Genomic DNA, 22,316 nt, shown 5'->3' with positions numbered 1-22,316 from the left:
CGCATTCTACCAGCCCGTGCCGCTCGCCAGAGTCTTACAGGACCAGTCGCCCCACATACCAAGCCATGGCTGCCATGATGGCGCTGCAGGGAATGGTCAGAATCCAGGCCCAGACAATGCCGCCGGCGACTCCCCAGCGCACCTGCTTGGTGCCACGCGTGGTACCGACACCGGCGATGGCGCCGGTAATGGTGTGGGTGGTGGATACGGGAATGCCGAAAGCCGAGGCGATGAACAGGGTGAAGGCGCCGCCACTGTTGGCGCTGAAACCACGGGGCTGGTTCAGCTTGGTGATGCGATTGCCCATGGTCTTGACGATGCGCCAGCCGCCGAACATCGTGCCCAGCCCCATCGCCGTGTAGCAGGCGAGTACGACCCAGCCCGGGATTTCGGATTCGGTGGTGGACAGGCCGGCGGTAATCAGGATCAGCCAGATGATGCCGATGGTTTTCTGGGCATCATTACCGCCGTGGCCAAGGCTGTAAGCTGCGGCGGACAGCAGCTGCAGCCGGCGGAAGGTCTTGTCCACCTTTTGCGGCGCCGTGTTGCGACAGAGCCAGGAGATGATGACCATCATGGTGCCGCCGAAAACGAAGCCCAGCAACGGCGCGATGAAGATGAAGGCAATGATTTTCAGCACACCGGAGGCGACCAGGCTGCCAAAGCCGGCCTTGATCACGGCCGCGCCGACCAAGCCGCCGACCAGGGCATGCGAGGAGGACGAAGGGATGCCGTAATACCAAGTGATGATGTTCCAGCTGATGGCACCGATGAGCGCGCCAAAAATGACGTAATGGTCGACGATGCCGGGATTGATGGTGCCGGTGCCGATGGTCGAGGCGACCTTGAGGTGGAACAGGAAGTACGCCAGAAAATTGAAACACGCCGCCCATAGTACGGCGTGCTGCGGTTTGAGCACGCGCGTCGACACGATGGTGGCAATCGAATTGGCCGCGTCGTGGAAGCCGTTCATGAAATCGAACAGCAGCGCCACGACGATCAGGGTGATGAGGACCCCGTAGCCGATGGTCAGGTTATCCATGGTGCCGGGTCAGGAGTTTTCGAGCACGATGGCTTCAACGCAGCCCGCGACGTCCTTGCAGCGGTCAGTCACCGATTCGAGAAGCTGGTAGATTTCTTTCAGCTTGATCAATTCGCGCACATCCTGTTCTTCACGGAAAGCTTTGGACATACATTTGCGCAAGAGACGGTCGACCTCGCCTTCGAGTTCGTCGATTTCCTTGCACAGGGCGAGAATTTGCGGCGCGTTGTCCATGTTGCTGAGCAGTTTGACCTGCTCACCGATCTTGAGGCAGCTCTTCGCGGTGATTTCCGCCATGGCACAGGCCTCGGGCGGAATACGCTGGATATCGTAAAGCGAAATCGACTCGGCGACGTCCTGCATCACGTCGAGAATGTCGTCCATGCTGTTGATCAGCGCGTGGATGTCGTCGCGGTCGAACGGGGTGATGAAGGCGCTGTGCAACTGGCTGAGCAGTTCATGCGTGACTTTGTCGGCTTCACGCTCCAGGCGGTCCACTTCGTCGGCTAGTGCGTGTACACCGCCGTTGGGGTCAACGCCTGCCAGCGCGTCGATCAGCTGGTGCAGGGTCTTGCCGCCCTGGCGGATCAGATCGCCGTGAGCAATGAAATAATCGAAATACTTGCCCTCTTTGGGCATGAGCGCACCGAACATGAACGACCTGTTTAAGTTGTGTGACAGGCGGCATTCTACTCAGCGGCAAAGCATCTCTATATTCCTTGAAATAATATAGAGTGATTAAAAGAAGATTCTTTTGTTTTGTTTCTGTGCCCTGGCGGGCTGGGGGTACTTGCTATCATTCCCACTTTGACTACCCGGTAAAAATTGATGTATTTCCAGGGAGTACTCGCTGTCGGTCTGGGAGGGATGCTCGGTGCACTGTCGCGCTGGTTGCTCGGTCTCGCCCTCAACCCCCTGCTTCCTGCGTTGCCACTGGGCACCCTGGCGGCCAACCTGATTGGGGGGTATCTGGTGGGCGTGGCGGCGGGCTATTTTCATTTGCACGCTGATTTGCCAACCTATCTCAAATTGTTCGCCATTACCGGGTTTCTCGGCGGGCTCACCACCTTTTCCAGTTTTTCAGCCGAAGTCGTCGAGCGGCTGCTCAGCGGGCAGATCGGCCTGGCGCTGGGTTTGGCGACGCTGCATCTGTGTGGTTCGCTACTCGGTACCTGGCTGGGCATCCTGAGTGTGGGGGCCGGGCGGGTCTGGTCTTGATCAGCCTGTCGTGCTGGGACGGTGTTCAGCTTGTCCGGACGGAAACCAGGGCCGGGTCATCGGCGTGTTCGATCAGCATCAGCCGGACGCGGTCCTGCCACATTGCGGCAAAACGCTGGCGTTCGGCCGTCGTGGCCTGGCCGGAAACTGCGCGGGGCATGAGGCTGCGCATTTCTTCCGGCCACGGGATGCAGCGGGTGTCGAGATCAAGGTGCACGTTGCGCCCGGTGTCGCGCCGGCAGAGGCTGAGGGTGCCGGGCTGGGGCTGGACAGAAAACTGGAGCAGTTGCTGGCGGGCGAAACGGCGGTTGGGGCCGATGCCCTGGAAGCCGGTTTCAGCGGCAGCGCCGGTGACGAGCTGGACGATGCTGGCAACGACGCCCGTCGTGCCGTGGTCGCGGGCATCGCGCAGGCTGGCGGTGATTTCGCCGCGCACAGGTAGGGCTTCGCCGTAGAGGGCGCGTAGTCCGCGCAGGGTCATCAGCCAGGCGCCGGCGACGGTGGGGCAGGAGTGGCCGGCGAGACGCACGGCGTCGGCGTAGCGGTATTCGATCAGGCCGTCCGTGCAGCTACCGAGAAATTCGGCGAGGGGATCGTGCAGGGTGATGTGTGGAGCGGCGGCAAAGAAGGCGGGGAAGTGGCTGTTCATGGTCGGGGTGCCCGGGGCAAAGGAAGCGCTGACGGGGTGTCAGACTGCGCAAGGATGCCCCGGTTCCTGCAGCTTTCCAGGTAAACTGCACGCCCTACCTGCTCACGCCACGTTGTTTCCTTCATGAAAGATAGCATTCGCCAGAAGCTGGCCTTACTTACGGATCGCCTGGGCGAAATTGATCTGCTGCTGTCGGCGCCGGAAACGGCGGGGGATATGGATCAGTTCCGGCGTCTGACGCGTGAGCGGTCGGAGGTTGAGCCGGTGGTGCTCAACTATCAGGCCTTTTGCCAGTGCGAGCAGGATCTGGCGGCGGCGGAAGGGTTGCGCGGCGATCCGGAGATGCGCGACTTTGCCGAAGAGGAAATCGCGGCCTGCAAGGCGCGTCTGCCGGCGCTGGAGCTGGAGTTGCAGAAACTGCTGCTGCCGCGCGATCCCAACGACGAGCGCAGTGTGCTGCTGGAAATCCGGGCCGGTACGGGCGGTGACGAGTCGGCCTTGTTTGCGGGGGATCTGTTCCGCATGTATTCGCGCTATGCCGAGGGGCAGCGCTGGCCGGTGGAGGTGCTGTCGGCCAATGAATCGGAACTGGGCGGTTACCGGGAAATCATCTGCCGTATCGACGGTGCCGGAGCCTATTCGCGGCTCAAGTTCGAATCCGGTGGGCATCGTGTGCAGCGGGTGCCGGAAACCGAAACGCAGGGGCGTATTCATACTTCGGCCTGCACGGTGGCGGTGATGCCGGAGGCGGACGAGGTGGCGGATGTGAACCTCAATCCGGCGGATCTGAAGATAGATACCTTTCGCGCTTCCGGAGCCGGGGGCCAGCACATCAACAAAACCGATTCGGCCGTGCGCATCACCCACCTGCCCACGGGCTTGGTGGCGGAATGTCAGGATGGCCGCTCGCAGCACGCCAACAAGGCCTCGGCCCTGCGGGTGCTGGCGGCACGCATCAAGGACCAGCAGCTGCGGGCGCAGCAGAGCGCCATTGCCAGCACGCGCAAGAGCCTGATCGGCTCGGGTGATCGTTCCGAGCGCATCCGCACCTACAACTTTCCGCAGGGCCGGGTGACGGATCACCGCATCAACCTGACGCTGTACAAGATCGCCGCCATCATGGAAGGCGATCTGGCTGAATTGCTCGATGCCCTGGCCGCTGAATACCAGGCCGATCAGCTGGCTGAACTGGCCGAGCAGGGCGGCGCATGAGCCTGGGCGAGGCGCTCGCCTGGGCGCGGGGCCGGGTTGATCGGCTGGACGCCCGACTGCTCCTGCAGCAGGCCAGCGGCTGCACACATGTCGACTTGCTCACCCGGCCAGAAACCGGGCTGCCGGCGCCGGCGCTGGCGCAATTCATGGATTGGGTGGCGCGGCGCGCCATGGGCGAGCCGGTGGCCTATCTGCTCGGTGAGGCGGAATTCCGTGGGCGCCTGTTTCAGGTCTCGCCGGCAGTGCTGGTGCCGCGCCCGGAAACCGAGCTGCTGGTTGAACTGGCGCTGGCGCGACTGGCATGGCAGCCGGCCGGGGCGCGGCTGGTGGATCTGGGAACGGGGTCCGGCATTGTCGCCATTTCGCTGGCGCTGGAAATCCCGGCGAGTATCGTCAGCGCGGTCGATCTGTCGCCCGCTGCGCTTGCTGTCGCCCGTAACAACGCGGGGCGCCTGGGGGCTGCGGTGACGTTTTACCAGGGGGACTGGTACGCACCGCTTGCCGGTCAGCGCTTTGCTCTCATTGTGTCGAACCCGCCTTACATTGCGGCTCACGATCCCCACCTGCAAGGCGACGGGCTGCGCTTTGAACCGCACATGGCACTGACTGATGCGGCGGATGGACTGGCGTGTATCCGCCAGATCGTGGCCGGTGCAGCGGCCCATCTGGAACCGGGTGGCTGGCTGTTATTCGAGCATGGCTACGATCAGGGTGAGGCCAGCCGGAACTTACTGCAGGCGGCGGGTTTCAAAGACGTCTTTACCCAACCTGACCTGGCCGGCACCGACCGTGTGTCCGGCGGCCAACTTTAATCCAGGAGCACGCATGTCCGACATTCAGCAGCAGATTCACGCTACCGTCACCAGCAATCCGGTGGTGCTTTACATGAAGGGCGATGCCCGTTTTCCGCAGTGCGGTTTCTCCGGGACAGCGGTGCAGATACTGAAGGCCTGCGGTGTGGAAAAGTTCGTCACGGTCAATGTGCTGGCCGATGAGGCTGTCCGCCAGGGCATCAAGGAATACGCCAATTGGCCGACCATTCCGCAACTCTACGTCAAGGGCGAATTCATCGGCGGCTGCGACATCATGCGCGAGATGTACCAGAGCGGAGAACTGCAGGAACTGTTGAAGGATTTGGGCTGAGCAGGCACTGATCTGAAAAAAACCCGCCAGTCGGTGACAGGCGGGTTTTTTGTTGCGGCAGCTACCGCCGGCTGTTTCCCGGCGCAGCTTCCCGGCCGGGCGGTCGGTTCAAACCTCGACGATGCTGAACTCGATGTTTGGTCCGTCGTTGACGATTTCCTTGACTGCACAGTGGGCAATGCTGTCGATGACGGCGGCCTTCTGTTCGGCATTGAAGTGCGCCGGAAAGCTGACTTCCGTGCGAAAACGCGACAAGGTGAGCGGCCCGCCAGGGCCGGCGAAGGGTTTGCAGTCAATTGTGATGCCTTCGGCGGAGATGCCCAGTTGCTTGCAGGCTTTTTTCGCGAAGACGCCGGCGCAGCCAGCCAGTGTGGCGTAGAACGCTTCCAGCGGGTTCATCTGGCTGCCGTCCAGGGCGTAGGTGGCGGCAAATTTTCCGGTGCTGACCTTGATCAGCGGGCTGTTGTCGACAACGGTCTTGAACATGTTTTTCTCGGTTGTTGAAGGTGCAGGCGGGGACTTGGGGTCACCCGCCGTGCATCATAGTCCGCTAATGTATTTGTTGCAACGCACAAATCCGAAATGCATGCGACTCAGGCGAGTTGTTTCCGGGCGCGGGCGATGGCGGCCCTGACCTGCTGCGGTGCGGTGCCGCCGATATGGTTGCGGGCGGCGAGCGAGCCCTCGACGGTGAGTACGGCAAATACATCCGCCTCTACTTGCGGGCAGAAAGCGCGCAATTCGTCGAGAGTGAGTTGGGGCAGGTCGACGCCCTTGGCTTCGGCGGCCTTGACCGCCAGACCGACGGCTTCGTGCGCGTCGCGGAAGGGCAGGCCCTTCTTGACCAGATAGTCGGCGAGGTCGGTGGCGGTGGCGAAGCCCTGGGTCAGCGCCGCCTGCATGTTGTCGGCGCGCACCGTGATGCCGCCGGCCATGTCGGCAAAGATGCGCAGGGTGTCGGTGACGGTGTCGACGGCGTCGAACAGCGGTTCCTTGTCTTCCTGGTTGTCCTTGTTGTAGGCCAGCGGCTGCGACTTCATCAGCGTCAGCAGGCTCATCAGCTGGCCGTAGACGCGGCCGGTCTTGCCGCGTGCCAGCTCCGGCACGTCCGGGTTCTTCTTTTGCGGCATGATCGACGAGCCGGTGCAGAAGCGGTCGGCAATCTGGATGAAACCTACGCGCGGGCTCATCCACATCACGAGCTCTTCCGACAGGCGGCTGATGTGCATCATCAAGAGCGCGCAGGCGGAGGTGAATTCGATGGCGAAGTCGCGATCCGAAACGGCGTCGAGCGAGTTTTCGCAGACGCCTTCGAAGCCGAGCTGTTCGGCGACGAATTCGCGGTCGATTGGATAAGTCGTGCCAGCCAGCGCGGCGGCGCCGAGCGGCAGGCGGTTGACGCGCTTGCGGCAGTCGGCGAAGCGTTCGCTGTCGCGGCCGAACATTTCGAAATAGGCCAGCATGTGGTGGCCGAAGGTGACGGGCTGGGCGACCTGCAGATGGGTGAAACCGGGCAGCGGTGTGGCGGCCTCCTTCTCGGCCAGATCGACCAGGGCGGTGCGGAACTGCTTGAGCAGCACCTGAATGTCGTCGATGGCGTCGCGCAGATAGAGGCGAATGTCGGTGGCGACCTGGTCGTTGCGCGAGCGGCCGGTGTGCAGGCGTTTGCCGGCATCGCCGATGAGGGCGGTGAGGCGTTTTTCGATATTGAGATGGACATCTTCCAGATCAATCGACCAGTCCAGCTTGCCGCCTTCGATTTCCTCGGTGACCTGGGCCATGCCCCGTTCGATGTCGGCCAGATCCTGGGCACTGATGATGTTCTGGCGGGCCAGCATGCGGGCGTGCGCCAGTGAGCCACGGATATCCTGGCGCCACATGCGTTGATCGAAGTCGACGGAGGCCGTGTAGCGTTTGACGAGATCGGACACCGGCTCGGAAAAGCGGCCGGCCCAGGTGTATTGGTTGGCGTTGGATGTCATGACTTGGGTCTACAATGTGCTGCGAAGGAGGAGTGGCTTCAGCCTGAAGCCACCACGAAAATGGCAAGTATACGGCACTTTCCCGCAACCCATCCGCTGCCAGACTGGCGTAATTTTGGTGTCATCCTGCGTGTTTTGCTCGGCGTGAACCTGCTGGTGGCGCTGGCGGTGCTGCTGGAGGCGCGCGATCTGGCGAGCTGGAGTCTGGGCTTTGTGGCGGCCGCATCGTTCGTCGAACCCCTGCTTTTGCTGGCGCTGGGCGCTCTGGCCGGTATCCGCGATCTGCTGTGGCGGCTGCCTTTGCGTCAGGGACAAGCGCTGGTGCTGTTGCTGGTGGGCGGCCTGGCGGTGGTGTTGCTGGCGTACGGACGGGGGCTGGGGATGATGGTCGAGGCAGGAACCGGGGGAGCGGCGCTTCTGCTGGCGCTCGGGGTTACCGCTCTGGTGCTGCATTATTTTTCACTGCGTGCGCGTGCCTTGACGCCGGCTCAGGGCGAGGCGCGTCTGGCGGCGCTGAATGCCCGCATCCGGCCGCACTTCCTGTTCAATTCACTCAATGCGGTGCTGTCGCTGATTCGTTCCCGGCCGCGGGAAGCAGAAACTGCCCTGGAATCTTTGGCCGATTTGTTTCGTGCAGCCATGCGCGATCCGTCGGAGCAGATCTGTCTGGCGGATGAAATCGAGCTGGCCCGCCAGTATCTGGCGCTGGAGAGATTGCGCCTCGGGGAGCGGTTGCAGGTGACCTGGCAGATTGCTGCGGTGCCGTTGCAGATGCCCATTCCTCCCCTGATGCTGCAGCCTTTGCTGGAAAATGCCGTGCGTCATGGTATCGAACCATTGCCGGAAGGAGGTGTGGTCGCCATCACGATTGAGCGGCGCGGCGCCGAGCTGCATATTGAAATCAGCAATCCGACCGCTGGTCGTGCTGAAGTAACCACTGGGCATCAAATTGCGTTGAGCAACATCCGTGAGCGCCTGGCCTTGTATTACGATCTGGAGGCGCGCCTGGAAAGCCAGGAGGATGCGCAGCACTATCGCACGCACATTGTTTTGCCATGCCGCTAGATCAGCCCGTGAAAATTTTTATTGTCGATGACGAGGCGCTTGCCCGTGAGCGTCTGCGCACCCTGCTCGGTGATCTGGCGCCGCTGTACCCGCATGTCGTGGTGGGCGAGGCGGCCAGCGGCCAGGCGGCACTGGACAGCTTGCGCGAGCTGGCGGTGGATGTGGTGTTGTGCGACATCCGCATGCCCGGCATGGACGGTATCGAACTGGCGTTACATCTGACCCGTCTGCCCCGGCCACCGGCAGTCATTTTTACGACGGCCTACGATAATTTTGCGGTCCAGGCGTTTGAATTGAATGCCCTCGATTACCTGATGAAGCCGGTGCGGCTGCAACGTTTGCTGGTTGCCCTGCAGAAACTGCCAGGGCCCGGCGTCGATGGTGAACAGCTGGCGGCGCTGGGTCAGAGCCTGCGCGGCGGCGGGCGTAGCCACTTGTCTTGCCATGAGCGGGGGCGGCTGCTGTTGGTGCCGGTCAGTGAAGTGCTGTATCTGCGTGCGGACCTGAAATATGTCATGGCGCGAACGCTGGAGCGGGAATATCTGCTCGATGACAGCCTGGCACAACTGGAGCAGGAATTCCCCGACCGCTTCCTGCGCCTGCATCGGGCTGTGCTGGTGGCGCGCGAGGCGCTGGCTGGATTTGAGAAAGCCAGCGGCGACGATGTCGAAGCGTATGGCTGGGCCTTGCTGCGTGGCCTGCCGGAAAAACTGCCGATCAGCCGTCGGCAGTGGGCTGCGGCCAAGGCGGCCGGCGCGGCAGGAAACGCTTAGGACGCGCGCAGGAACTGGGTGGGGGCGTTGTTTGCGGCAGAGCCTTCCGCTGCAGAATGCGCGAGAGGGTGCGCCGCCCGGCGTGGGACACCACTGGGATCGAGCAGGCGTGTCATGCGGAAGAAAACTTCCTGGCGGGAAAATGGTTTTTTCATGAAATCGTCAGCCGCGATGCGGGTGCCGAAAAACTGTTCCATTGCCTGCTCATTGCCGCTCATCATGATGACCGGGATGTCGCGGGTATTTACGTCGCGGCGAATGGCGCGCAAGGCGGCAAAGCCATTCATGCCGGGCAGGACGATGTCGAGGAAAACGACGTCGGCACCGTGTTGTTGCAGGGCGGTGAGGCCTTTTTCCGCATCCAGACATTCGATGGTTTCGTAGCCCGCCGAGCGCAGGAATTTACGCAGTACGGTGCACACCGTCTTGGAGTCATCGATGATGATGGCGCGGGTGCCCATGCAGGCATCGATGCGTGGCGCCTGACGGCGTTCCTGTGGCGGGGTGGGGGCGGTGGCAGCGACTTCTGGTGTGGGTGGAGGCTGCGAGACACTGGGTGCGCTGCCGAACAGGTTTTTTAATTGATCGAGAATGCCCATGGCTGATCCGTTTGCAGAATTGAAGCGATTGATGCAATGCGGTGTGCATTGCATCATGATTGAGTTCTTATGTCCATGGGTTTGCGCCGGCGCTCGCCCGTGGCGCATCGGGCATGGAGGTTTTGCGCGGCGGGGTCACGCCTCGGCGAATTGCAGGGAATGCAAGTGGGCGTAAGCCCCGTTTTGTGCCAGCAGATCGCTGTGCCTGCCGCGTTCGATGATGCGACCGCCGTCCATGACCAGAATCAGGTCGGCTTTTTCGATCGTCGATAGGCGGTGTGCTATGACCAGTGTGGTGCGGTGCGCGGTAGCTGTTTCCAGAGCGGCCTGGATATGGCGTTCGGATTCGGTGTCGAGGGCCGAGGTGGCTTCGTCGAGGATGAGCAGAGGGGCGTTTTTCAGGATGGCACGGGCAATTGCCAGGCGCTGGCGCTGACCACCGGACAGCAGGACACCGTTTTCACCGACCAAAGTGTCGTAGCCCGCTGGTAGTCGGCAGATGAATTCATCGGCGTAGGCCGCCTTGGCTGCGGCAATCACCGCTTCGCGCGGGGTGCCGGCCAGATCGCCGTAGGCAATGTTGTTGGCGATGCTGTCGTTGAACAGCGAAATCTGCTGGCTGACCAGGGCAATATGCTGGCGCAGGTTTTTCAGGGTGTAATCGCGCACATCGACCCCGTCGAGCAGGATGTCGCCGGTCGTGTGCGGATAAAAGCGCGGGATGAGGTTGGCGAGCGTCGATTTGCCGCTGCCGGAGCGTCCGACCAGGGCGATCATCTGGCCGGGTTGCGCGGTGAATTCGATGTCCTGCAGAACCGGGTGCTCGGCACCGGGGTAGGTGAAATTCAGTTGCCGAACCTGCAGGTGACCGCGCACGTGCTCGGCGCTGTAGGTGCCGCTATCGTTTTCCGGCATTTCGTCGAGCTGTGCAAAAATGCTTTCCGCCCCGGCCAGCCCTTTCTGAATGGTGGAGCTGACTTCCGACAACTGCCGGATGGGCTTGGGCAGCATGCCCGCGGCCGTGATGTAGGCGACCAGGTCACCGGCGGTGGCGTCTCCTCGCAGATAGAGCACCAGGAACAGCACGACCGCCATGGCCGAAAACGAGACCATCTGCAGGGCCGGTGTAAACAGGGCACCGGTGCGTACCATGCGCAGCTGCTTGTGGGTGTTGTCTTCGCTGGCAGACTGAAAGCGGCGGGTTTCGTAGTTTTCGCCGCCAAAACTGCGCACTGCACGGTAGTTCTGGATGGTTTCCGAGGAGACGTGCGTGAGCTCGCCCATCGATGCCTGAATCTTCTTGCTCTGCTTGCGGAATTTGCGGCTGGCGCTGCCGACCAGTACCCCGATGACGGGCAGGATGGCGAGCATGACCAGGGTCAGCTTCCAGTTCATCCACAAAAGATAGCCGAACAGGAAGACGATGGTCAGTCCTTCGCGGACGACGACCTTGATGGCGTCGGTGGCGGCACCGGTGACCATGGTGACGTTGTAGGTGATGCGCGAGATCAGGTGGCCGGAGTTGTTTTCGTCGAAATAGCGGTTGGGCAAGCGCAGCAGACTGTTGAACAGCGCCTGACGCAGGTCGTTCACCAGACCGAGCGAGACCTTGGCCAGATAGTAATTACCCAGATACGATCCCAAGCTGCGCCAGGCCACGATCATCACCATCAGGACCGGTACGCCCCAGATTAGCTGTACCTCGCCCAAAAGGGGCAGGTAATGCACGGCATTCTGCCCCGGTGTGTTGAGGCCATCGACGAAGTACTTCAATACCGCCGCGAGCATCGGCTCGGATGAGGCGAAAATCAGGTAACCCAGCAGGCTGACGGCAAAGTAGCCAATGTAGGGGCGCACATAGCCCAGCAGGCGCAGATAGATTTTCAGTGAGGAGGCGGTTTGAGTTTTTGGCATGTGCAGCAGGGTGTTTCAGCGATGCGCGAGTCTACCATGCGGCCGAAAGGGCATTTCCGGTGCCGATCGCTGGGGGCGAATGCGCTAAACTCGCGCTCTTGCCGAAAATTGTAGGGGAGAGTCGTTTGGACAGGCTGAGTGCGGTGGATTACCAGGCCTTGCGCGCCGGAGCCGTGGTGCTGGAAGCGGACGGCTTCGGGGAAAAAGTCCTGCAGCTGGCCGACGGGCGCATCCTCAAGCTCTTCCGGCGCAAGCGTCTACTGAGTTCGGCACTGTACTATCCGTACGCCCGTCGCTTCGCCGACAATGCCCGTAAACTGGCCGCGATCGGCGTGCCGGTGCCTGCGGTGGAGCAGGTTTGGCGCATTCCTTCGCTGGCGCGTGATGCCGTGTTGTACGCGCCGTTACCGGGGATTTCGCTGCGTAAACTGCAGCAGGAGAGTCTGTCCGCCGAGCGGCGCCAGGCTTTGCGCCTGGCGCTCAGCCGCCTGGTGGCGAAATTGTTCGATCACGGCATGATTTTTCGTTCATTGCACACCGGCAACGTGATTGTCATGCCGGATGGCGAATTGGGCCTGATTGATTTCTCCGACATGCGTTTCTACCCCTGGTCCCTGGGGCGTACCCTGCGCCAGCGGGGGGTGCGCAAGATGCTGGCGACGGAAGGCGAATGGCTGGATACGGCCATTGTGTTCCAGTGCGCACACTGAGGATACGGGCGTATGCGACTGTCCGCCTTTTCGCTGCCGGCGTTTTGCACCAATCGTCTGCGCCCCTTGCGCGAGCGGGGGTGGACGGCCATTTCCGCAGCCGATTACAGCGCTGCCTGGGCACGTTGGGGCGGTAGCGTCGCCACCCATCCGGATGTCGTCAGTCGCTTGTCTGCGCTGGCCGAAATTCCGGTCGATTATTTCGGCTGGTTTGCCGGCGACGAATTACAGGCTGCCATTCCCACGTGGGGGCGCCACCTAGCACTGGCACGCGAGGTGCTGAAAAAAACCGGCAAGCGGGGTGTGTTCGATCTGGGTAACGCTGAAATTCTCTTGCCCGTCGCGCCGCAGGGCAGGGGAGTGGCATTGCGCCATCGGGCCCACTATCTCGGCGCGCTGCATGCCGATCAGATTGCGACCCTGCGCCCGCAACGCGAGCAGTTGATGCTGGCTCGGGCGCCGGAAGAGTATGGCAAGAAATTTCTTTACAACCAGCGGCGGGAGCGCCGCCTGCTGGAAGAGGGAGGTGGCCAGATCGTGCCGCTACAGGATGTACCGGCAGAAGACATTGCCGCAATCTACGAACTTCTGTTCGAGAAGCGTTGGGGCTTTGCTGTGCCGGGCAAGTACTATCTCGCACGCGTATTTTCCGCGCTGCGCCCCTTCATGGTCGGACACCTGATCCGCATCGACGGGCAGCCGGCGGCGATCCAGATTGTCTACCGGGTGGAGGCGCCGGGTTGGTTGAGCGCGGAATACATCAATGGCGGCGTCGATCCGGCCTGCAACGCACTTGGCCCGGGCAGCGTGCTGACGTTCGTCAATACGCAGAGCGCCTGGGAGGAAGCGCGGGCGCTGGGCAAGGCCCTGCGTTATTCGTTTGGTCGGGCCGACCGTGAATACAAGGCCCGCTGGTGCCACAGCGTGCCGGTTTTTACGACGGGTTGAGGTGGCCTATGAGCGATGTTGTGGACACCCCGCCGGCACGTAAACACGTGTTGTTGCAGCGTTATCGTCGTCGCAAGCGGCTGGCGATGGCGGCGGTACTGCTGGCCCTGGGCGGCCTGACTGCTTCGCTCTCCTGGTGGCTGCTGCCGCTGGGGCTGCTGCTGGCCTGGATCATCCATGAAGTGGTGTTTGCCGATCACCTGTTCTATTCGCCGCAGCAGGACTACCTCTACCGCTTCCCACCGGACACGCGTAGCGTCGCCTGCACGGTGGAAGAAGGGCGTTTGCGCCTGCCGGCCAGCTTTGACGTGGCGGATGCTGCAGCGGCAACTATGTTTCTCAAACTTCATCTGCGCCGCACCTGGCTTGGCTACTGGTTCGATCCCGCAGTGCAGATCGGCGATGATTGCCAGACCTTCGAGCGCGGAGTGGACGGCGTGCGCTATCTCAACCTGAGCAGTCAGGGGGCGCAACTGCGGGAGGGGGATTTGCGTCTGCAGGGGCGTTTTTGCCGGCTTGCCGCGCAGGGGGAACTGTTTGTCTTTGCCCCTCGTCCAGCACCTGCCCGGATCCTGATCGTTGCTCCGCACGCCGATGATGCCGAACTCGCGGCGTTCGGTTTGTACAGTACCTTGGCGAAAGAGGGCGAAGTCAGCATCGTCACGTTAACGCAGGGTGAAATCGAGGCCGACCATATTCGCCGCCTGGGCTGCGACATGGGGCTGACCCAGGCGCAGGCCGCCCGTCTCAAGGGCCGTTTGCGTAGCTGGGACAGCCTGGCGATTCCGCTTTGGGGCGGCGTGCCGGGTACGCATTGTGTGCAGCTTGGCTACTACTGTCTGCGCTTGCCGGAGATGCGGGCCGCGCCCGAGATGCCATTTGCCTCACGCGAATCCGGCGATGCCGACACGCGGCCGGTGCGGCGCAACAACCCTTTCCCCCTGCCGGGCGACCGCGATGGTCAGCCGACCTGGAGCAATTTGCTGGCGGATCTGGTGGCCTGTTTCAGTCACTACCGTCCACAGCGTATCCTCATGCCGCACCCCGAGCTTGATCCACACGCCGACCACGTTGCGGCCGCTCAGGCAGTTGCGGAAGCACTCCGGCAGTTGGCGGCAGGTGACGGTTGGCAGCCGGAGGAGATTTTCCTCTACGCCAACCATCTGCATGACAACGACCGCTGGCCGATGGGCGCCGCCGGTACTGGCGTCCCCCTGCCGCCAGCCCTGACGCCTTTGCCGGCAGATACGCTGTACTGCCACCCGCTGGATGCGGCACAACAACTTGACAAGGCCATGGCCCTGCGCATGCAGCATGATCTGCAGACACCGCTGCCCGCCAAGAAACGCCTGCGCCGCATGCTGCAGCGTCTCCTGCTCGGCCGGCGCTGGCCGGCAACCGGGGAGGACGAGTTTCTGCGCAAGGCAGTCCGGCGGCATGAGGTGTTCTGGGTGCGCAGGATTTAATGGGGAAAGACACACTGATGACAAACTTCCGATGGGTACGAACGTTCTCTGAACGCTGGCTGGCTCCGGTGAGCCTGTTTTTGATGTTGACCAGTCTGATGTGGCTGCCCGACCGCGGTTATTTTCCAAAGATTTATTATCTAGTCATTGCAAGCGCTCTGTTGCTAGGGGGGGCGTATCCTAGAAACCTGCTTGCTCTCTTCAAAAATCCGCTATCTGTGATGATTTTGTCGTTCGTGGCCTATTTTGTGCTCTCCTGCGCATGGTCCGTTTCCGCAGAGAGTGCCGGCGTTTTATTGAAGCGCCAGATGCAAGTCGTCCTGTTCATCTGTTTCGTCTTTCTTGCCGGACGCACCGGTTTTGTATCGCTATGCCGCGCAGCAGGATTCGCGATGGTTTTTGCCGTTGCCATTGCGCTTTATGAAATCTTTCAGTTTTACATGAGTGGTGGGCAAGGGCGGCTGGCGAGTCAAGGGGCTTTGAGCAATCCCTTGCTCATTTCCCATATTTACGGTTTTTTCGCGGCCTTGTGGCTAGCCTGTTTGCTTGTGGCGGATAGCCGGGCGCAGCGCGCATGGGGACTCGTAAGCCTGTTTCCTTTGCTGTTGCTATTGGTTCTGACCGGCTCCAGGACGCCCCTGGTGGCGTTTTTCGCCTGTTTTCTTTGGCTGGTGCTGCTAGTCAGACCGCGTATGCTGATCTATGCATTGGCGGCTTCTGCGCTGGTCGTTGCGGTGATCCTAGTTGTTATGCCGCAGCTGATCACTGATCGCGGCGTCTCGTATCGCCCGGAGATCTGGGCCAATGTGCTTGCTCAGAGCAAGGAAGCGCTCTGGTTGGGTCATGGTCTGGGGGCGGCCTTGAGTATCAAGCTCCCTGAAATCAGCTATGCCTTCAGCGATCCGCACAACATGACGCTCTCGGTGCTTTATCGCGGCGGCGTCCTTGGCTTGCTGTTATGGGCAGCTATGTACTGTTGTGCGGCATCCATGGCGTGGCGCAGGCGGACGGATCGTTTCGTCGTTATTGCATCGGCAACTGTGATTTATGGATTGATGGCCGGTATGACCGAAGGAGGCGCCCTGTTTCCGCGCCCGAAGGAACACTGGTTTTTGCTGTGGATACCGTTGGCGCTTTTGCTGGCAGCTTTGGATAGAGCGGGGAGGAAGCGTGATGCGCGGGTTGCTTGAGCGGCTGCGGGGTTTTTTGGGCCGCCCTCCCAAGCCCTCGAAGTTGCATAAAGGCCAGCACAAATTCCGGGCGCGCTATCCCGGATATTCGATCGGGGCTGGTACTTACGGCCTACCCATCGTGCATGACTGGCACGAAGGAACAAACCTGACGATCGGAGCCTATACCTCAATCGCCGACGCAGTGCACATTTTTCTGGGCGGGCATCACCGGATAGACTGGGTTTCCTGCTATCCCTTTCCCGCATTTGTTGAAGAAGCGAAAGACATTGAAGGGTTCGGTGGCACGCGAGGAGATGTCGTGATCGGTAACGATGTCTGGCTGGCTTCGGGTTGCACGATCCTGTCGGGTGTGCATGTCGGAGATGGGGCTGTTGTGGCTGCCCGCGCCGTTGTTAGCAGGGACGTGGCGCCTTATCAGATCGTGGCGGGGAACCCTGCGAAACCGATCGGCTGGCGTTTCGAGGCTGAAACCCGCGCGGCGTTGCAAGCTTGTGCTTGGTGGACGTGGCCGGAGGCAGAGGTTCGGGAAGTTGCGAAATTACTGTGTTCGGATCGCATCGACGAATTTCTTCGTTATGCGTCATCCCGGCCGCTTACGCCCAGAGCCGCAGAGTAGCCCTAGTTCAGCGTTTTTCCAGCGGAAGCAATAGTCGCACCAGGCCGCGCCAGACTTTCTTGTTCCACTGGCTAATGGGAATTTGTGCCAGAAACTCCCTGGCCAGGGCGCGGTCGCGGTTGGCGCATTTCAGGAACATGGATGAGAGAAAGCGAATGCGCACGGCCTCGTACTGTGGGTGATCCTTAAATACGGTATAGGTGCGCAAGATGTTATCGGCCATGAAACGGTGATTCTTGTACGTGTTGGTGGCGTGTTTACGATAGCGGGCCAGAGGTTCGCCAAGGCAGTCGATGTAATAGCCCGCATGGGTGATCTTGAGTTCGATCAACAGGTCCTCTAGGCGGATTTCAGGGTCGAAGCCGCCCACTTTTTCCAGCGCCTCCTTGCGAAACAGGAGGGTTGGTGCAGGCGGATAAGGCTTGCGTTCCAGGAAAACATCCTCGAAATCCAGGCGACGGAAGGGTATGTCCCGTTGCTGGCGTTTTTCCGGAAACGGGTTGCCTTCGGAGTCCATCAACTCGATATTGCCGGCGCAGATGCCCACTTCCGGCTTGTCCTGCATGTAATGCACCTGTTTGGCGATCCGCTCCGGAAACATGATGTCATCCGAGCCGAAAGGGGCGATCAGGCTGCCCTTGGCTCTCGCGATCGCGGCATTGAGGGTACGGGTGAGCCCCTGGTTTTTCTGCACGTGGAAATCGAAACCGTGCTCGTTCTGCAGTTTTTCGATACGCGCCACGCTGTCATCGCTGGAGCCGTCGTCAATGACAAGCAGCTCAATGTTCGGATAGCTTTGCTGGAGCACGCTGAGCAGGCAGGCTTCGATATAAGGGCCGTGGTTGTATGAGGCGACGATGACGGTAACGAGAGGGAGGGGGATATTCATGGATTGAGACCGGCTTGCTGCAAACCCGATTCGATCAGGGTCAGGTATTGGTGGCGGAAACTTTCGATATCGTGGTGCGTAATCAGGTAGTTGTAAGCCTGCTCACCTTTTTGCGCCAATTCCGCGTCGCTGAGTTTGAGATATTCATCCAGAGCCTGGCTCAGTGCGGTTGTATCTTTTGGGGGCACAGCGATGCCACCAGAACCTTCGATGAGCTGTAACATGGCCGGGATATTCGTTCCAATACTTGGTAAGCAGCCACTCATTCCTTCCATTTGCGCTAGGCTCAGGCCCTCGGAGAGTGAAGGCATGGCCCATATGTCGAATGCGCGTACAAAGCGCAATGCATTTTCGTGGAAGCCGAGCAGATGAATACGGTCTGTTAGATTGAGTTGTTTGATTTCCCCGAGGAGATGTTCCTTTTCACGACCTTCGCCGATAATTGCGAGCTGGGCGTGAGGGTGTTTATGGGCGATCTGTGCAAAAGCACGAATTAAATAAATGTGACCTTTAACCGGAACAAGGCGCCCAATAGCCCCGATGAAACGGGCGCTCTGGTTTAAGCCGAGTTGTTGTCGAGCATCTTCACGTGTAAGTTGTAGCGATCTTGCTTGAGCGACATCAATGGAATTGGCGATGGTAATCGTGTTTTTTTCAGTAAATCCGCACCGGCAGTCCAGCAAATATTGCCGGACTGCCGGCGATACCCCGATAAAGCGCCAGGCTCGATTGACCAGGCGGGCGGTCTGGCGTCGCCGGTAGCCGCGTTTGTATTCGCCAAACCCGTGAGCGATGCCGATGCACAGCGGGATTTTCAGCCAGCGATTGAGGGTGAGCATCATGTTCACCGGCTTGAAACGGTTGCAGATGACGATATCGAATTTTTCTTTTGCACAGTATCGGTAGAGCTGCCACATGGCCCGCAGACGCATGCCTTTGAGTTGGGCATCCGTAAATTCGAAATATATCGATTGTTCGGCGCGGCTCTCGGGTTGCCCAGGCTCGGGTTTTCCACGCAAGAAAGCAGTGACGGTTTGATAGCGCTCAACCGGCAAGGCTTTGAGAATTTGCTCGCCCAGATCGGCGAAATCCCTGGTCTTGATGTTGTAGTCAGGATGCAGTTGCAACACCTTGAAGCGGCGGGTTTGATTCAGGGACATTCGTGAAACCCCTTTTCATCTATCAACCAGGCAGGGCGCGCTGCCAGTTGTGCGATTTCTTGCGGACAAGGGATCGCATGCTGTGGCCAAGTATCACGCTTCCAGATGGCAAAGTGGAAATAAGGAAATTCCCGGTTTTTATCTAGGTCATTGGTGACGCGCCCCTGCGTCCAGAACCATTGACGGGGAAAATCAAAGCTCCGATCGGTCCAGGCGATGCAGCCATTGGGCGTACTGTAGGCTTCGATGAATTCGCTGCGCCGTCGCCAGGGATTGAATTTGCCGACCAGATTGAACAGGAGAGGAGGGAAGTTCTTGCGCCACAGGAAAATCCGGGTAAATGCGCCTTCATCGAGCGCATGGTGCGCCTGATCTGCAAAACGTTGCTCCCAGCGCGGAATTTTGCGGAAAGCCTGACGCATGCGTTCGGTGTTGCGGATCAGGCACAGGTGGCCTGAAACCCGCCGGGCATGCGTTGAATACAGATCGTGGCGGGCGAGCCGCTCCGGCGTGTAGTAGGCACGCAGGTCGCCATAAACGAGATCCAGATCGCCCCAGGCCCAGAAATCAAAATGCTTCAGGGAGTCCTGGTGAATATGTCCGAGCGCCGGTTTTATGTCGCAAAGCTTATAAGCATCTCTGGGTGAAAACTTGATGTTTAATTTCTCTCCAACCAGTGCGCAATAATCTGCATAGCCGATTTCTTCAATGAGAACATTTTTGGGAAGATTTTCAGGGACTCCGCAGTCAGTGAAAATCAACCAGTTGATATCAGGGTTGTGCCGGCAGCTTTCCAGGAACAAAGGCAGCCAGAATGGCCACTTCCCAAAGTAGGGAATGATGAAGCAGATGGATGGCGCATTCATGGGTTTATTGCGGGTCGCCGGCGTTGAGGAATTGCCGGGTGAGTTGATTGAAGGTGTTTTTCGCGGATTGGTCACTGAATTTTTTACTCAGCTCTGCGGGCGGCTGGCCGTGCTCTTGCGGTTTGCGCGACGTATCGATCAATAGTTCGGCAAGCGCATGCTGTTGCCCTAAGGGGAAACGCATTTTGGGATCAGAGACGATTTCTTTTGCCCCCCCGCAATCCGTGCAGACGATGGGGACGCCTGCCGCCATTGCCTCCAGCAGCACCATGCCGAAAGGTTCGTGGTCGGAGCTGAGAGCAAAAAGATCAAAGGCGCGAAAATAATTGCGTGCTTGCGGCACCTGGCCAAGGAAGCGCACGCTGGCGGCAACGCCGAGTTTTCCGGCCAGGGCGCGCAGTTCGGATTCCAGACGCCCCTGTCCAAGAATGACGAGCAGGCTGTTGGTAGGGAGTTTGGGGAGCGCTTGGGCAAAGCCCTTGATCAGGGTGGCTTGATCCTTGTCCGGGTGCAGGCGGCCGACGTTGCCGACGATCCAGGCCTCTTCCGGGAGTCCCAGCTGGGCGCGCGCGGTGCTACGTGAAAGTTGCCCGGCCTGCACGGCGGAAATGTCGATGCGGTTGTGCAGTGTGGCGATACGTTCGGCGGGCCACGCGGGCAGACAGCGGCGAATGTCGTCACGAACCGCGTTGGAGACGCCCAGCAGCATCAGACGCTGGCGGAAAATATGGGTAAACAGGCGACGCGAGCGGCGCTGGTAGTCGCCGAAGGCGTGGTGCACGCCGATGACGGGCAGTTTGCTGGCTAGCAGCGTAATGTAAATGGGCTTGAAGCGGTGGGCGATGCACAGGTCAAAGTCGCGGCTGGCGACGATTTTGCGCAGATCGCGGATGGCGGCGAGTTTGAGACCGCGAATCTGAGCACTGCTGTAATCGAGAAAGACCACCTCATCGGAAGCTGATCCAGCGACGACTGCTGGATCAGGGGTGCCGGTCAGGTAAACGGTGCACACTTTGTAGGGGGTGTCCTCGAACAACACGGCATATTGCCGGGCACAGTCCATGAAAGGACCATCGTAGCCGTGGCAGAACTGGAGAATCCAGCGGTCCATGTTAGTCAGTACTCTTCACCACCAGCACATCCTGCATGATCAGATATTGCAAATCTGACCCGAAGAACATGTTCAGCGCGTCGGTCGGCGAGCAGATCATCGGTTCGCCGCGGCGGTTGAGCGAGGTGTTGAGCACGACGCCGTTGCCGGTCAGCTTTTCCATCTGCTGCATCAGGTCGTAGTAACGCGGGTTGTATTCGCGCTTGAGTACCTGGGCGCGCGAGGTGCCGTCTTCGTGCACGACTTCCGGGACGCGGCTCTTCCATTCCTCGGCGACTTCGAAGGTGAAGGTCATGAACGGTGCGGGGTGGTCGCTGCCCAGCATCTGCGGGCCGACCGTGTCGAGCATGCTTGGGCAGAAGGGGCGCCAGCGTTCGCGGAACTTGATTTGCTCGTTGATCCGGTCGGCGACGCCGGGGGCGCTCGGGCAGCCGAGGATGGAGCGACCGCCGAGTGCGCGCGGGCCGAATTCCATGCGCCCCTGGAACCAGGCGACCGGGTTGCCGTCGGCGAGAATCTGCGCGATGCGTTCGGGCACGGCGCTGTCGCCATTGGCGATGACTTCGTATTGCGGCTTGGCCGGATGGCGGGCGCAGGCGGCGATGACGTCCTCGTTACTGTATTCCGGACCGAGATAGACGTGTTCCATCTTCTCGACCGGCACGCCGCGTTCGACCGAGACGTAGGCGGCGGCGCCGATGGCCGTGCCGGCATCGCCGGAAGCCGGCTGGACGAAGAGTTCCTTGAGTTCCGGGCGGGCGATGATCTTCTGGTTGAGCTTGACGTTCAAGGCGCCGCCGCCGGCGAAGACCAGCTTGCCGGTTTCCTTGAGGATGTCGCCGAGGTAGTAGTCCATCATCTGCAGCGCCAGGTCCTCGAACAGCTTCTGCATGCTCGCCGCGTAGTGGATGTAGGGGTCGTCGGCGATGTCGCCGTGGCGCATCGGGCCGAGCCATTCGATCAGCTTGGGCGAGAAGTAGTAGCCCTTGCCCTTTTCCTTGTAGCGGCGGAAACCGATCACGTTGGCGTAGTCGGTGTTGATGATCAGCTCGCCGTTCTCGAACCTGGCCAGGCGCGAGAAATCGTACTTGCTCGGGTCGCCGTAGGGGGCCATGCCCATCACCTTGTATTCGCCGTCGAGCATCTCGAAGCCGAGGTATTCGGTGATCGCGCCGTACAGGCCGCCGAGCGAATCCGGATCGTAGAACTCCTTGATCTTGCGGATCTTGCCGTTCTCGCCGACGCCGAAGAAGGTGGTGGCGTATTCGCCCTTGCCGTCGATGCCGAGGATCGCCGTTTTTTCGGTGAAGCCGGAGCAGTGGTAGGCGGAGGAGGCGTGCGTCAGGTGGTGTTCGACCGGGATGATTTCGGTCTTCGAAAGATCGAAACCGAGCTGCGCCAGGCACCATTCAATGCGTTTCTTGTAGCGCTTGAAGCGGCGGTTGCCGGTGAGCAGCGCGTCGAGCGCACGGTCGGGGGCGTACCAGTAGCGCTTGGCGTAATGCCAGCGCGCCTTGTCGGCGAGGCTGATCGGCGCAAAGGGAATGGCCACGGCGGTGACGTCCTTCGGCTTGATGCCGGCGAAATCCAGGCAGAAGCGGGCGGCTTCGTAGGGCATGCGGTTCTTGGCATGCTTGTCGCGCACGAAGCGTTCTTCTTCAGCGGCGGCGACGAGCTTGCCGTCGATGTACAGGGCTGCCGAAGGGTCGTGGGTGAGGGCGCCGGAAAGGCCGAGGATGGTCAGGGACATGTAGGAAAAA

At 60.5% G+C, this 22,316-nt stretch carries 23 protein-coding genes; 11 read left to right on the top strand and 12 right to left on the bottom strand.

What is annotated here, in order from left to right:
- Nucleotides 1–34 precede the first annotated feature (34 nt).
- Together JYJ39_RS11810 and JYJ39_RS11805 are read right to left on the bottom strand one after the other, a co-directional pair.
- Nucleotides 35–1,042 (bottom strand): inorganic phosphate transporter, encoded by a 1,008-nt coding sequence (locus JYJ39_RS11810; protein ID WP_205204555.1) that lies wholly within the window; start codon nucleotides 1,040–1,042, stop codon nucleotides 35–37.
- A gap of 9 nt (nucleotides 1,043–1,051) precedes the next feature.
- Nucleotides 1,052–1,696: a DUF47 domain-containing protein gene (locus tag JYJ39_RS11805; protein WP_205204554.1), complete on the bottom strand. Its 645-nt coding sequence runs from the start codon at nucleotides 1,694–1,696 to the stop codon at nucleotides 1,052–1,054.
- Nucleotides 1,697–1,870: 174 nt separating this feature from the next.
- Between JYJ39_RS11805 and crcB the strand changes: the two genes are divergently transcribed.
- Nucleotides 1,871–2,260 (top strand): fluoride efflux transporter CrcB, encoded by a 390-nt coding sequence (gene crcB / locus JYJ39_RS11800; RefSeq protein ID WP_205204553.1) that lies wholly within the window; start codon nucleotides 1,871–1,873, stop codon nucleotides 2,258–2,260.
- A gap of 25 nt (nucleotides 2,261–2,285) precedes the next feature.
- On the opposite strand, the gene JYJ39_RS11795 is transcribed toward crcB, so the two are convergent.
- Nucleotides 2,286–2,909: a hypothetical protein gene (locus JYJ39_RS11795; protein WP_205204552.1), complete on the bottom strand. Its 624-nt coding sequence runs from the start codon at nucleotides 2,907–2,909 to the stop codon at nucleotides 2,286–2,288.
- A 123-nt stretch (nucleotides 2,910–3,032) separates the two neighbouring features.
- On the opposite strand from JYJ39_RS11795, the gene prfA reads away from it, so the two are divergent.
- Genes prfA through grxD form a run of 3 tightly spaced genes read left to right on the top strand, consistent with a single transcriptional unit; the run spans nucleotide 3,033 to nucleotide 5,264 of the window.
- Nucleotides 3,033–4,121, top strand: a complete 1,089-nt coding sequence (gene prfA, locus JYJ39_RS11790; RefSeq protein ID WP_205204551.1) for a peptide chain release factor 1 — start codon at nucleotides 3,033–3,035, stop codon at nucleotides 4,119–4,121.
- Complete coding sequence (gene prmC / locus JYJ39_RS11785; protein WP_205204550.1) at nucleotides 4,118–4,933, top strand: peptide chain release factor N(5)-glutamine methyltransferase; 816 nt, start codon at nucleotides 4,118–4,120, stop codon at nucleotides 4,931–4,933. The genes prfA and prmC overlap by 4 nt, the downstream gene beginning before the upstream one ends.
- A 13-nt stretch (nucleotides 4,934–4,946) precedes the next feature.
- A complete protein-coding gene (gene grxD / locus JYJ39_RS11780; RefSeq protein ID WP_205204549.1) occupies nucleotides 4,947–5,264 on the top strand; it encodes a Grx4 family monothiol glutaredoxin in 318 nt (105 codons plus the stop codon).
- 108 nt (nucleotides 5,265–5,372) lie between these two features.
- Here the strand turns inward: grxD and JYJ39_RS11775 are convergent, their stop codons facing one another.
- On the bottom strand, nucleotides 5,373–5,750 hold the full coding sequence (locus JYJ39_RS11775; RefSeq protein WP_205204547.1) for an OsmC family protein: 378 nt from the start codon (nucleotides 5,748–5,750) through the stop codon (nucleotides 5,373–5,375).
- A gap of 107 nt (nucleotides 5,751–5,857) precedes the next feature.
- A complete protein-coding gene (gene argH / locus JYJ39_RS11770; RefSeq protein WP_205204545.1) occupies nucleotides 5,858–7,246 on the bottom strand; it encodes an argininosuccinate lyase in 1,389 nt (462 codons plus the stop codon).
- A 60-nt stretch (nucleotides 7,247–7,306) separates the two neighbouring features.
- Here argH and JYJ39_RS11765 point away from each other — a divergent pair, with 60 nt between their 5' ends.
- Complete coding sequence (locus JYJ39_RS11765) at nucleotides 7,307–8,311, top strand: sensor histidine kinase (protein WP_205204543.1); 1,005 nt, start codon at nucleotides 7,307–7,309, stop codon at nucleotides 8,309–8,311.
- The gene (locus JYJ39_RS11760) at nucleotides 8,302–9,084 is read left to right on the top strand and encodes a LytR/AlgR family response regulator transcription factor (protein ID WP_205204541.1); all 783 of its coding nucleotides are present in this window, start codon (nucleotides 8,302–8,304) and stop codon (nucleotides 9,082–9,084) included. Before JYJ39_RS11765 ends, JYJ39_RS11760 begins: the two co-directional genes overlap by 10 nt.
- On the opposite strand, the gene JYJ39_RS11755 is transcribed toward JYJ39_RS11760, so the two are convergent.
- Together JYJ39_RS11755 and msbA are read right to left on the bottom strand one after the other, a co-directional pair.
- Entirely contained in the window at nucleotides 9,081–9,683 is a 603-nt protein-coding gene (locus tag JYJ39_RS11755) for a response regulator (protein WP_205204540.1), read from the bottom strand. The genes JYJ39_RS11760 and JYJ39_RS11755 overlap by 4 nt on opposite strands.
- Before the next feature lie 135 nt (nucleotides 9,684–9,818).
- Nucleotides 9,819–11,597, bottom strand: a complete 1,779-nt coding sequence (gene msbA, locus JYJ39_RS11750; RefSeq protein ID WP_205204539.1) for a lipid A export permease/ATP-binding protein MsbA — start codon at nucleotides 11,595–11,597, stop codon at nucleotides 9,819–9,821.
- A 125-nt stretch (nucleotides 11,598–11,722) separates the two neighbouring features.
- Here msbA and JYJ39_RS11745 point away from each other — a divergent pair, with 125 nt between their 5' ends.
- From JYJ39_RS11745 to JYJ39_RS11725, 5 genes are read left to right on the top strand one after another with little or no spacing between them, the layout of a single operon-like run.
- Nucleotides 11,723–12,307, top strand: coding sequence for an AarF/UbiB family protein (locus JYJ39_RS11745; protein WP_205204538.1), 585 nt, complete (start codon nucleotides 11,723–11,725; stop codon nucleotides 12,305–12,307).
- A gap of 12 nt (nucleotides 12,308–12,319) precedes the next feature.
- On the top strand, nucleotides 12,320–13,255 hold the full coding sequence (locus JYJ39_RS11740) for a GNAT family N-acetyltransferase (protein ID WP_205204537.1): 936 nt from the start codon (nucleotides 12,320–12,322) through the stop codon (nucleotides 13,253–13,255).
- A gap of 8 nt (nucleotides 13,256–13,263) precedes the next feature.
- On the top strand, nucleotides 13,264–14,721 hold the full coding sequence (locus tag JYJ39_RS11735) for a PIG-L family deacetylase (RefSeq protein WP_205204536.1): 1,458 nt from the start codon (nucleotides 13,264–13,266) through the stop codon (nucleotides 14,719–14,721).
- Nucleotides 14,722–14,738: 17 nt separating this feature from the next.
- Complete coding sequence (locus JYJ39_RS11730; RefSeq protein ID WP_205204535.1) at nucleotides 14,739–15,911, top strand: O-antigen ligase family protein; 1,173 nt, start codon at nucleotides 14,739–14,741, stop codon at nucleotides 15,909–15,911.
- Complete coding sequence (locus JYJ39_RS11725) at nucleotides 15,895–16,530, top strand: CatB-related O-acetyltransferase (protein WP_205204534.1); 636 nt, start codon at nucleotides 15,895–15,897, stop codon at nucleotides 16,528–16,530. Before JYJ39_RS11730 ends, JYJ39_RS11725 begins: the two co-directional genes overlap by 17 nt.
- Before the next feature lie 7 nt (nucleotides 16,531–16,537).
- Here JYJ39_RS11725 and JYJ39_RS11720 read toward each other — a convergent pair whose 3' ends face one another.
- The 5 genes from JYJ39_RS11720 to JYJ39_RS11700 are packed head-to-tail and all read right to left on the bottom strand — an operon-like array spanning nucleotide 16,538 to nucleotide 22,306.
- Nucleotides 16,538–17,419, bottom strand: a complete 882-nt coding sequence (locus JYJ39_RS11720; RefSeq protein WP_205204532.1) for a glycosyltransferase — start codon at nucleotides 17,417–17,419, stop codon at nucleotides 16,538–16,540.
- On the bottom strand, nucleotides 17,416–18,579 hold the full coding sequence (locus JYJ39_RS11715; protein WP_205204531.1) for a glycosyltransferase family 4 protein: 1,164 nt from the start codon (nucleotides 18,577–18,579) through the stop codon (nucleotides 17,416–17,418). The genes JYJ39_RS11720 and JYJ39_RS11715 overlap by 4 nt, the downstream gene beginning before the upstream one ends.
- Nucleotides 18,570–19,445, bottom strand: a complete 876-nt coding sequence (locus tag JYJ39_RS11710) for a DUF6625 family protein (RefSeq protein WP_205204529.1) — start codon at nucleotides 19,443–19,445, stop codon at nucleotides 18,570–18,572. The genes JYJ39_RS11715 and JYJ39_RS11710 overlap by 10 nt, the downstream gene beginning before the upstream one ends.
- A 4-nt stretch (nucleotides 19,446–19,449) precedes the next feature.
- Nucleotides 19,450–20,556: a glycosyltransferase gene (locus tag JYJ39_RS11705; RefSeq protein WP_205204527.1), complete on the bottom strand. Its 1,107-nt coding sequence runs from the start codon at nucleotides 20,554–20,556 to the stop codon at nucleotides 19,450–19,452.
- Between the two features lies 1 nt (nucleotide 20,557).
- The gene (locus JYJ39_RS11700) at nucleotides 20,558–22,306 is read right to left on the bottom strand and encodes a carbamoyltransferase family protein (protein WP_205204525.1); all 1,749 of its coding nucleotides are present in this window, start codon (nucleotides 22,304–22,306) and stop codon (nucleotides 20,558–20,560) included.
- Nucleotides 22,307–22,316 lie beyond the last annotated feature (10 nt).

The sequence above is a fragment of the Azonexus hydrophilus genome, assembly GCF_905120355.1.
Taxonomy (GTDB): domain Bacteria; phylum Pseudomonadota; class Gammaproteobacteria; order Burkholderiales; family Rhodocyclaceae; genus Azonexus.
Note: the sequence above shows the minus strand (reverse complement) of the source record. Positions and strands in the feature narration are given on the sequence as shown.

Bases quoted from the DNA above. Each gene is read 5' to 3' on its own strand.
- crcB (WP_205204553.1), top strand. From the start codon at position 1,871: ATGTATTTCCAGGGAGTACTCGCTGTCGGTCTGGGAGGGATGCTCGGT.
- prmC (WP_205204550.1), top strand. From the start codon at position 4,118: ATGAGCCTGGGCGAGGCGCTCGCCTGGGCGCGGGGCCGGGTTGATCGG.
- JYJ39_RS11765 (WP_205204543.1), top strand. From the start codon at position 7,307: ATGGCAAGTATACGGCACTTTCCCGCAACCCATCCGCTGCCAGACTGG.
- grxD (WP_205204549.1), top strand. From the start codon at position 4,947: ATGTCCGACATTCAGCAGCAGATTCACGCTACCGTCACCAGCAATCCG.
- JYJ39_RS11775 (WP_205204547.1), bottom strand. From the start codon at position 5,750: ATGTTCAAGACCGTTGTCGACAACAGCCCGCTGATCAAGGTCAGCACC.
- JYJ39_RS11760 (WP_205204541.1), top strand. From the start codon at position 8,302: ATGCCGCTAGATCAGCCCGTGAAAATTTTTATTGTCGATGACGAGGCG.
- JYJ39_RS11805 (WP_205204554.1), bottom strand. From the start codon at position 1,696: ATGTTCGGTGCGCTCATGCCCAAAGAGGGCAAGTATTTCGATTATTTC.
- msbA (WP_205204539.1), bottom strand. From the start codon at position 11,597: ATGCCAAAAACTCAAACCGCCTCCTCACTGAAAATCTATCTGCGCCTG.
- argH (WP_205204545.1), bottom strand. From the start codon at position 7,246: ATGACATCCAACGCCAACCAATACACCTGGGCCGGCCGCTTTTCCGAG.
- JYJ39_RS11720 (WP_205204532.1), bottom strand. From the start codon at position 17,419: ATGAATATCCCCCTCCCTCTCGTTACCGTCATCGTCGCCTCATACAAC.
- JYJ39_RS11810 (WP_205204555.1), bottom strand. From the start codon at position 1,042: ATGGATAACCTGACCATCGGCTACGGGGTCCTCATCACCCTGATCGTC.
- JYJ39_RS11740 (WP_205204537.1), top strand. From the start codon at position 12,320: ATGCGACTGTCCGCCTTTTCGCTGCCGGCGTTTTGCACCAATCGTCTG.
- prfA (WP_205204551.1), top strand. From the start codon at position 3,033: ATGAAAGATAGCATTCGCCAGAAGCTGGCCTTACTTACGGATCGCCTG.
- JYJ39_RS11710 (WP_205204529.1), bottom strand. From the start codon at position 19,445: ATGAATGCGCCATCCATCTGCTTCATCATTCCCTACTTTGGGAAGTGG.
- JYJ39_RS11795 (WP_205204552.1), bottom strand. From the start codon at position 2,909: ATGAACAGCCACTTCCCCGCCTTCTTTGCCGCCGCTCCACACATCACC.
- JYJ39_RS11755 (WP_205204540.1), bottom strand. From the start codon at position 9,683: ATGGGCATTCTCGATCAATTAAAAAACCTGTTCGGCAGCGCACCCAGT.
- JYJ39_RS11725 (WP_205204534.1), top strand. From the start codon at position 15,895: ATGCGCGGGTTGCTTGAGCGGCTGCGGGGTTTTTTGGGCCGCCCTCCC.
- JYJ39_RS11705 (WP_205204527.1), bottom strand. From the start codon at position 20,556: ATGGACCGCTGGATTCTCCAGTTCTGCCACGGCTACGATGGTCCTTTC.
- JYJ39_RS11735 (WP_205204536.1), top strand. From the start codon at position 13,264: ATGAGCGATGTTGTGGACACCCCGCCGGCACGTAAACACGTGTTGTTG.
- JYJ39_RS11715 (WP_205204531.1), bottom strand. From the start codon at position 18,579: ATGTCCCTGAATCAAACCCGCCGCTTCAAGGTGTTGCAACTGCATCCT.
- JYJ39_RS11700 (WP_205204525.1), bottom strand. From the start codon at position 22,306: ATGTCCCTGACCATCCTCGGCCTTTCCGGCGCCCTCACCCACGACCCT.
- JYJ39_RS11730 (WP_205204535.1), top strand. From the start codon at position 14,739: ATGACAAACTTCCGATGGGTACGAACGTTCTCTGAACGCTGGCTGGCT.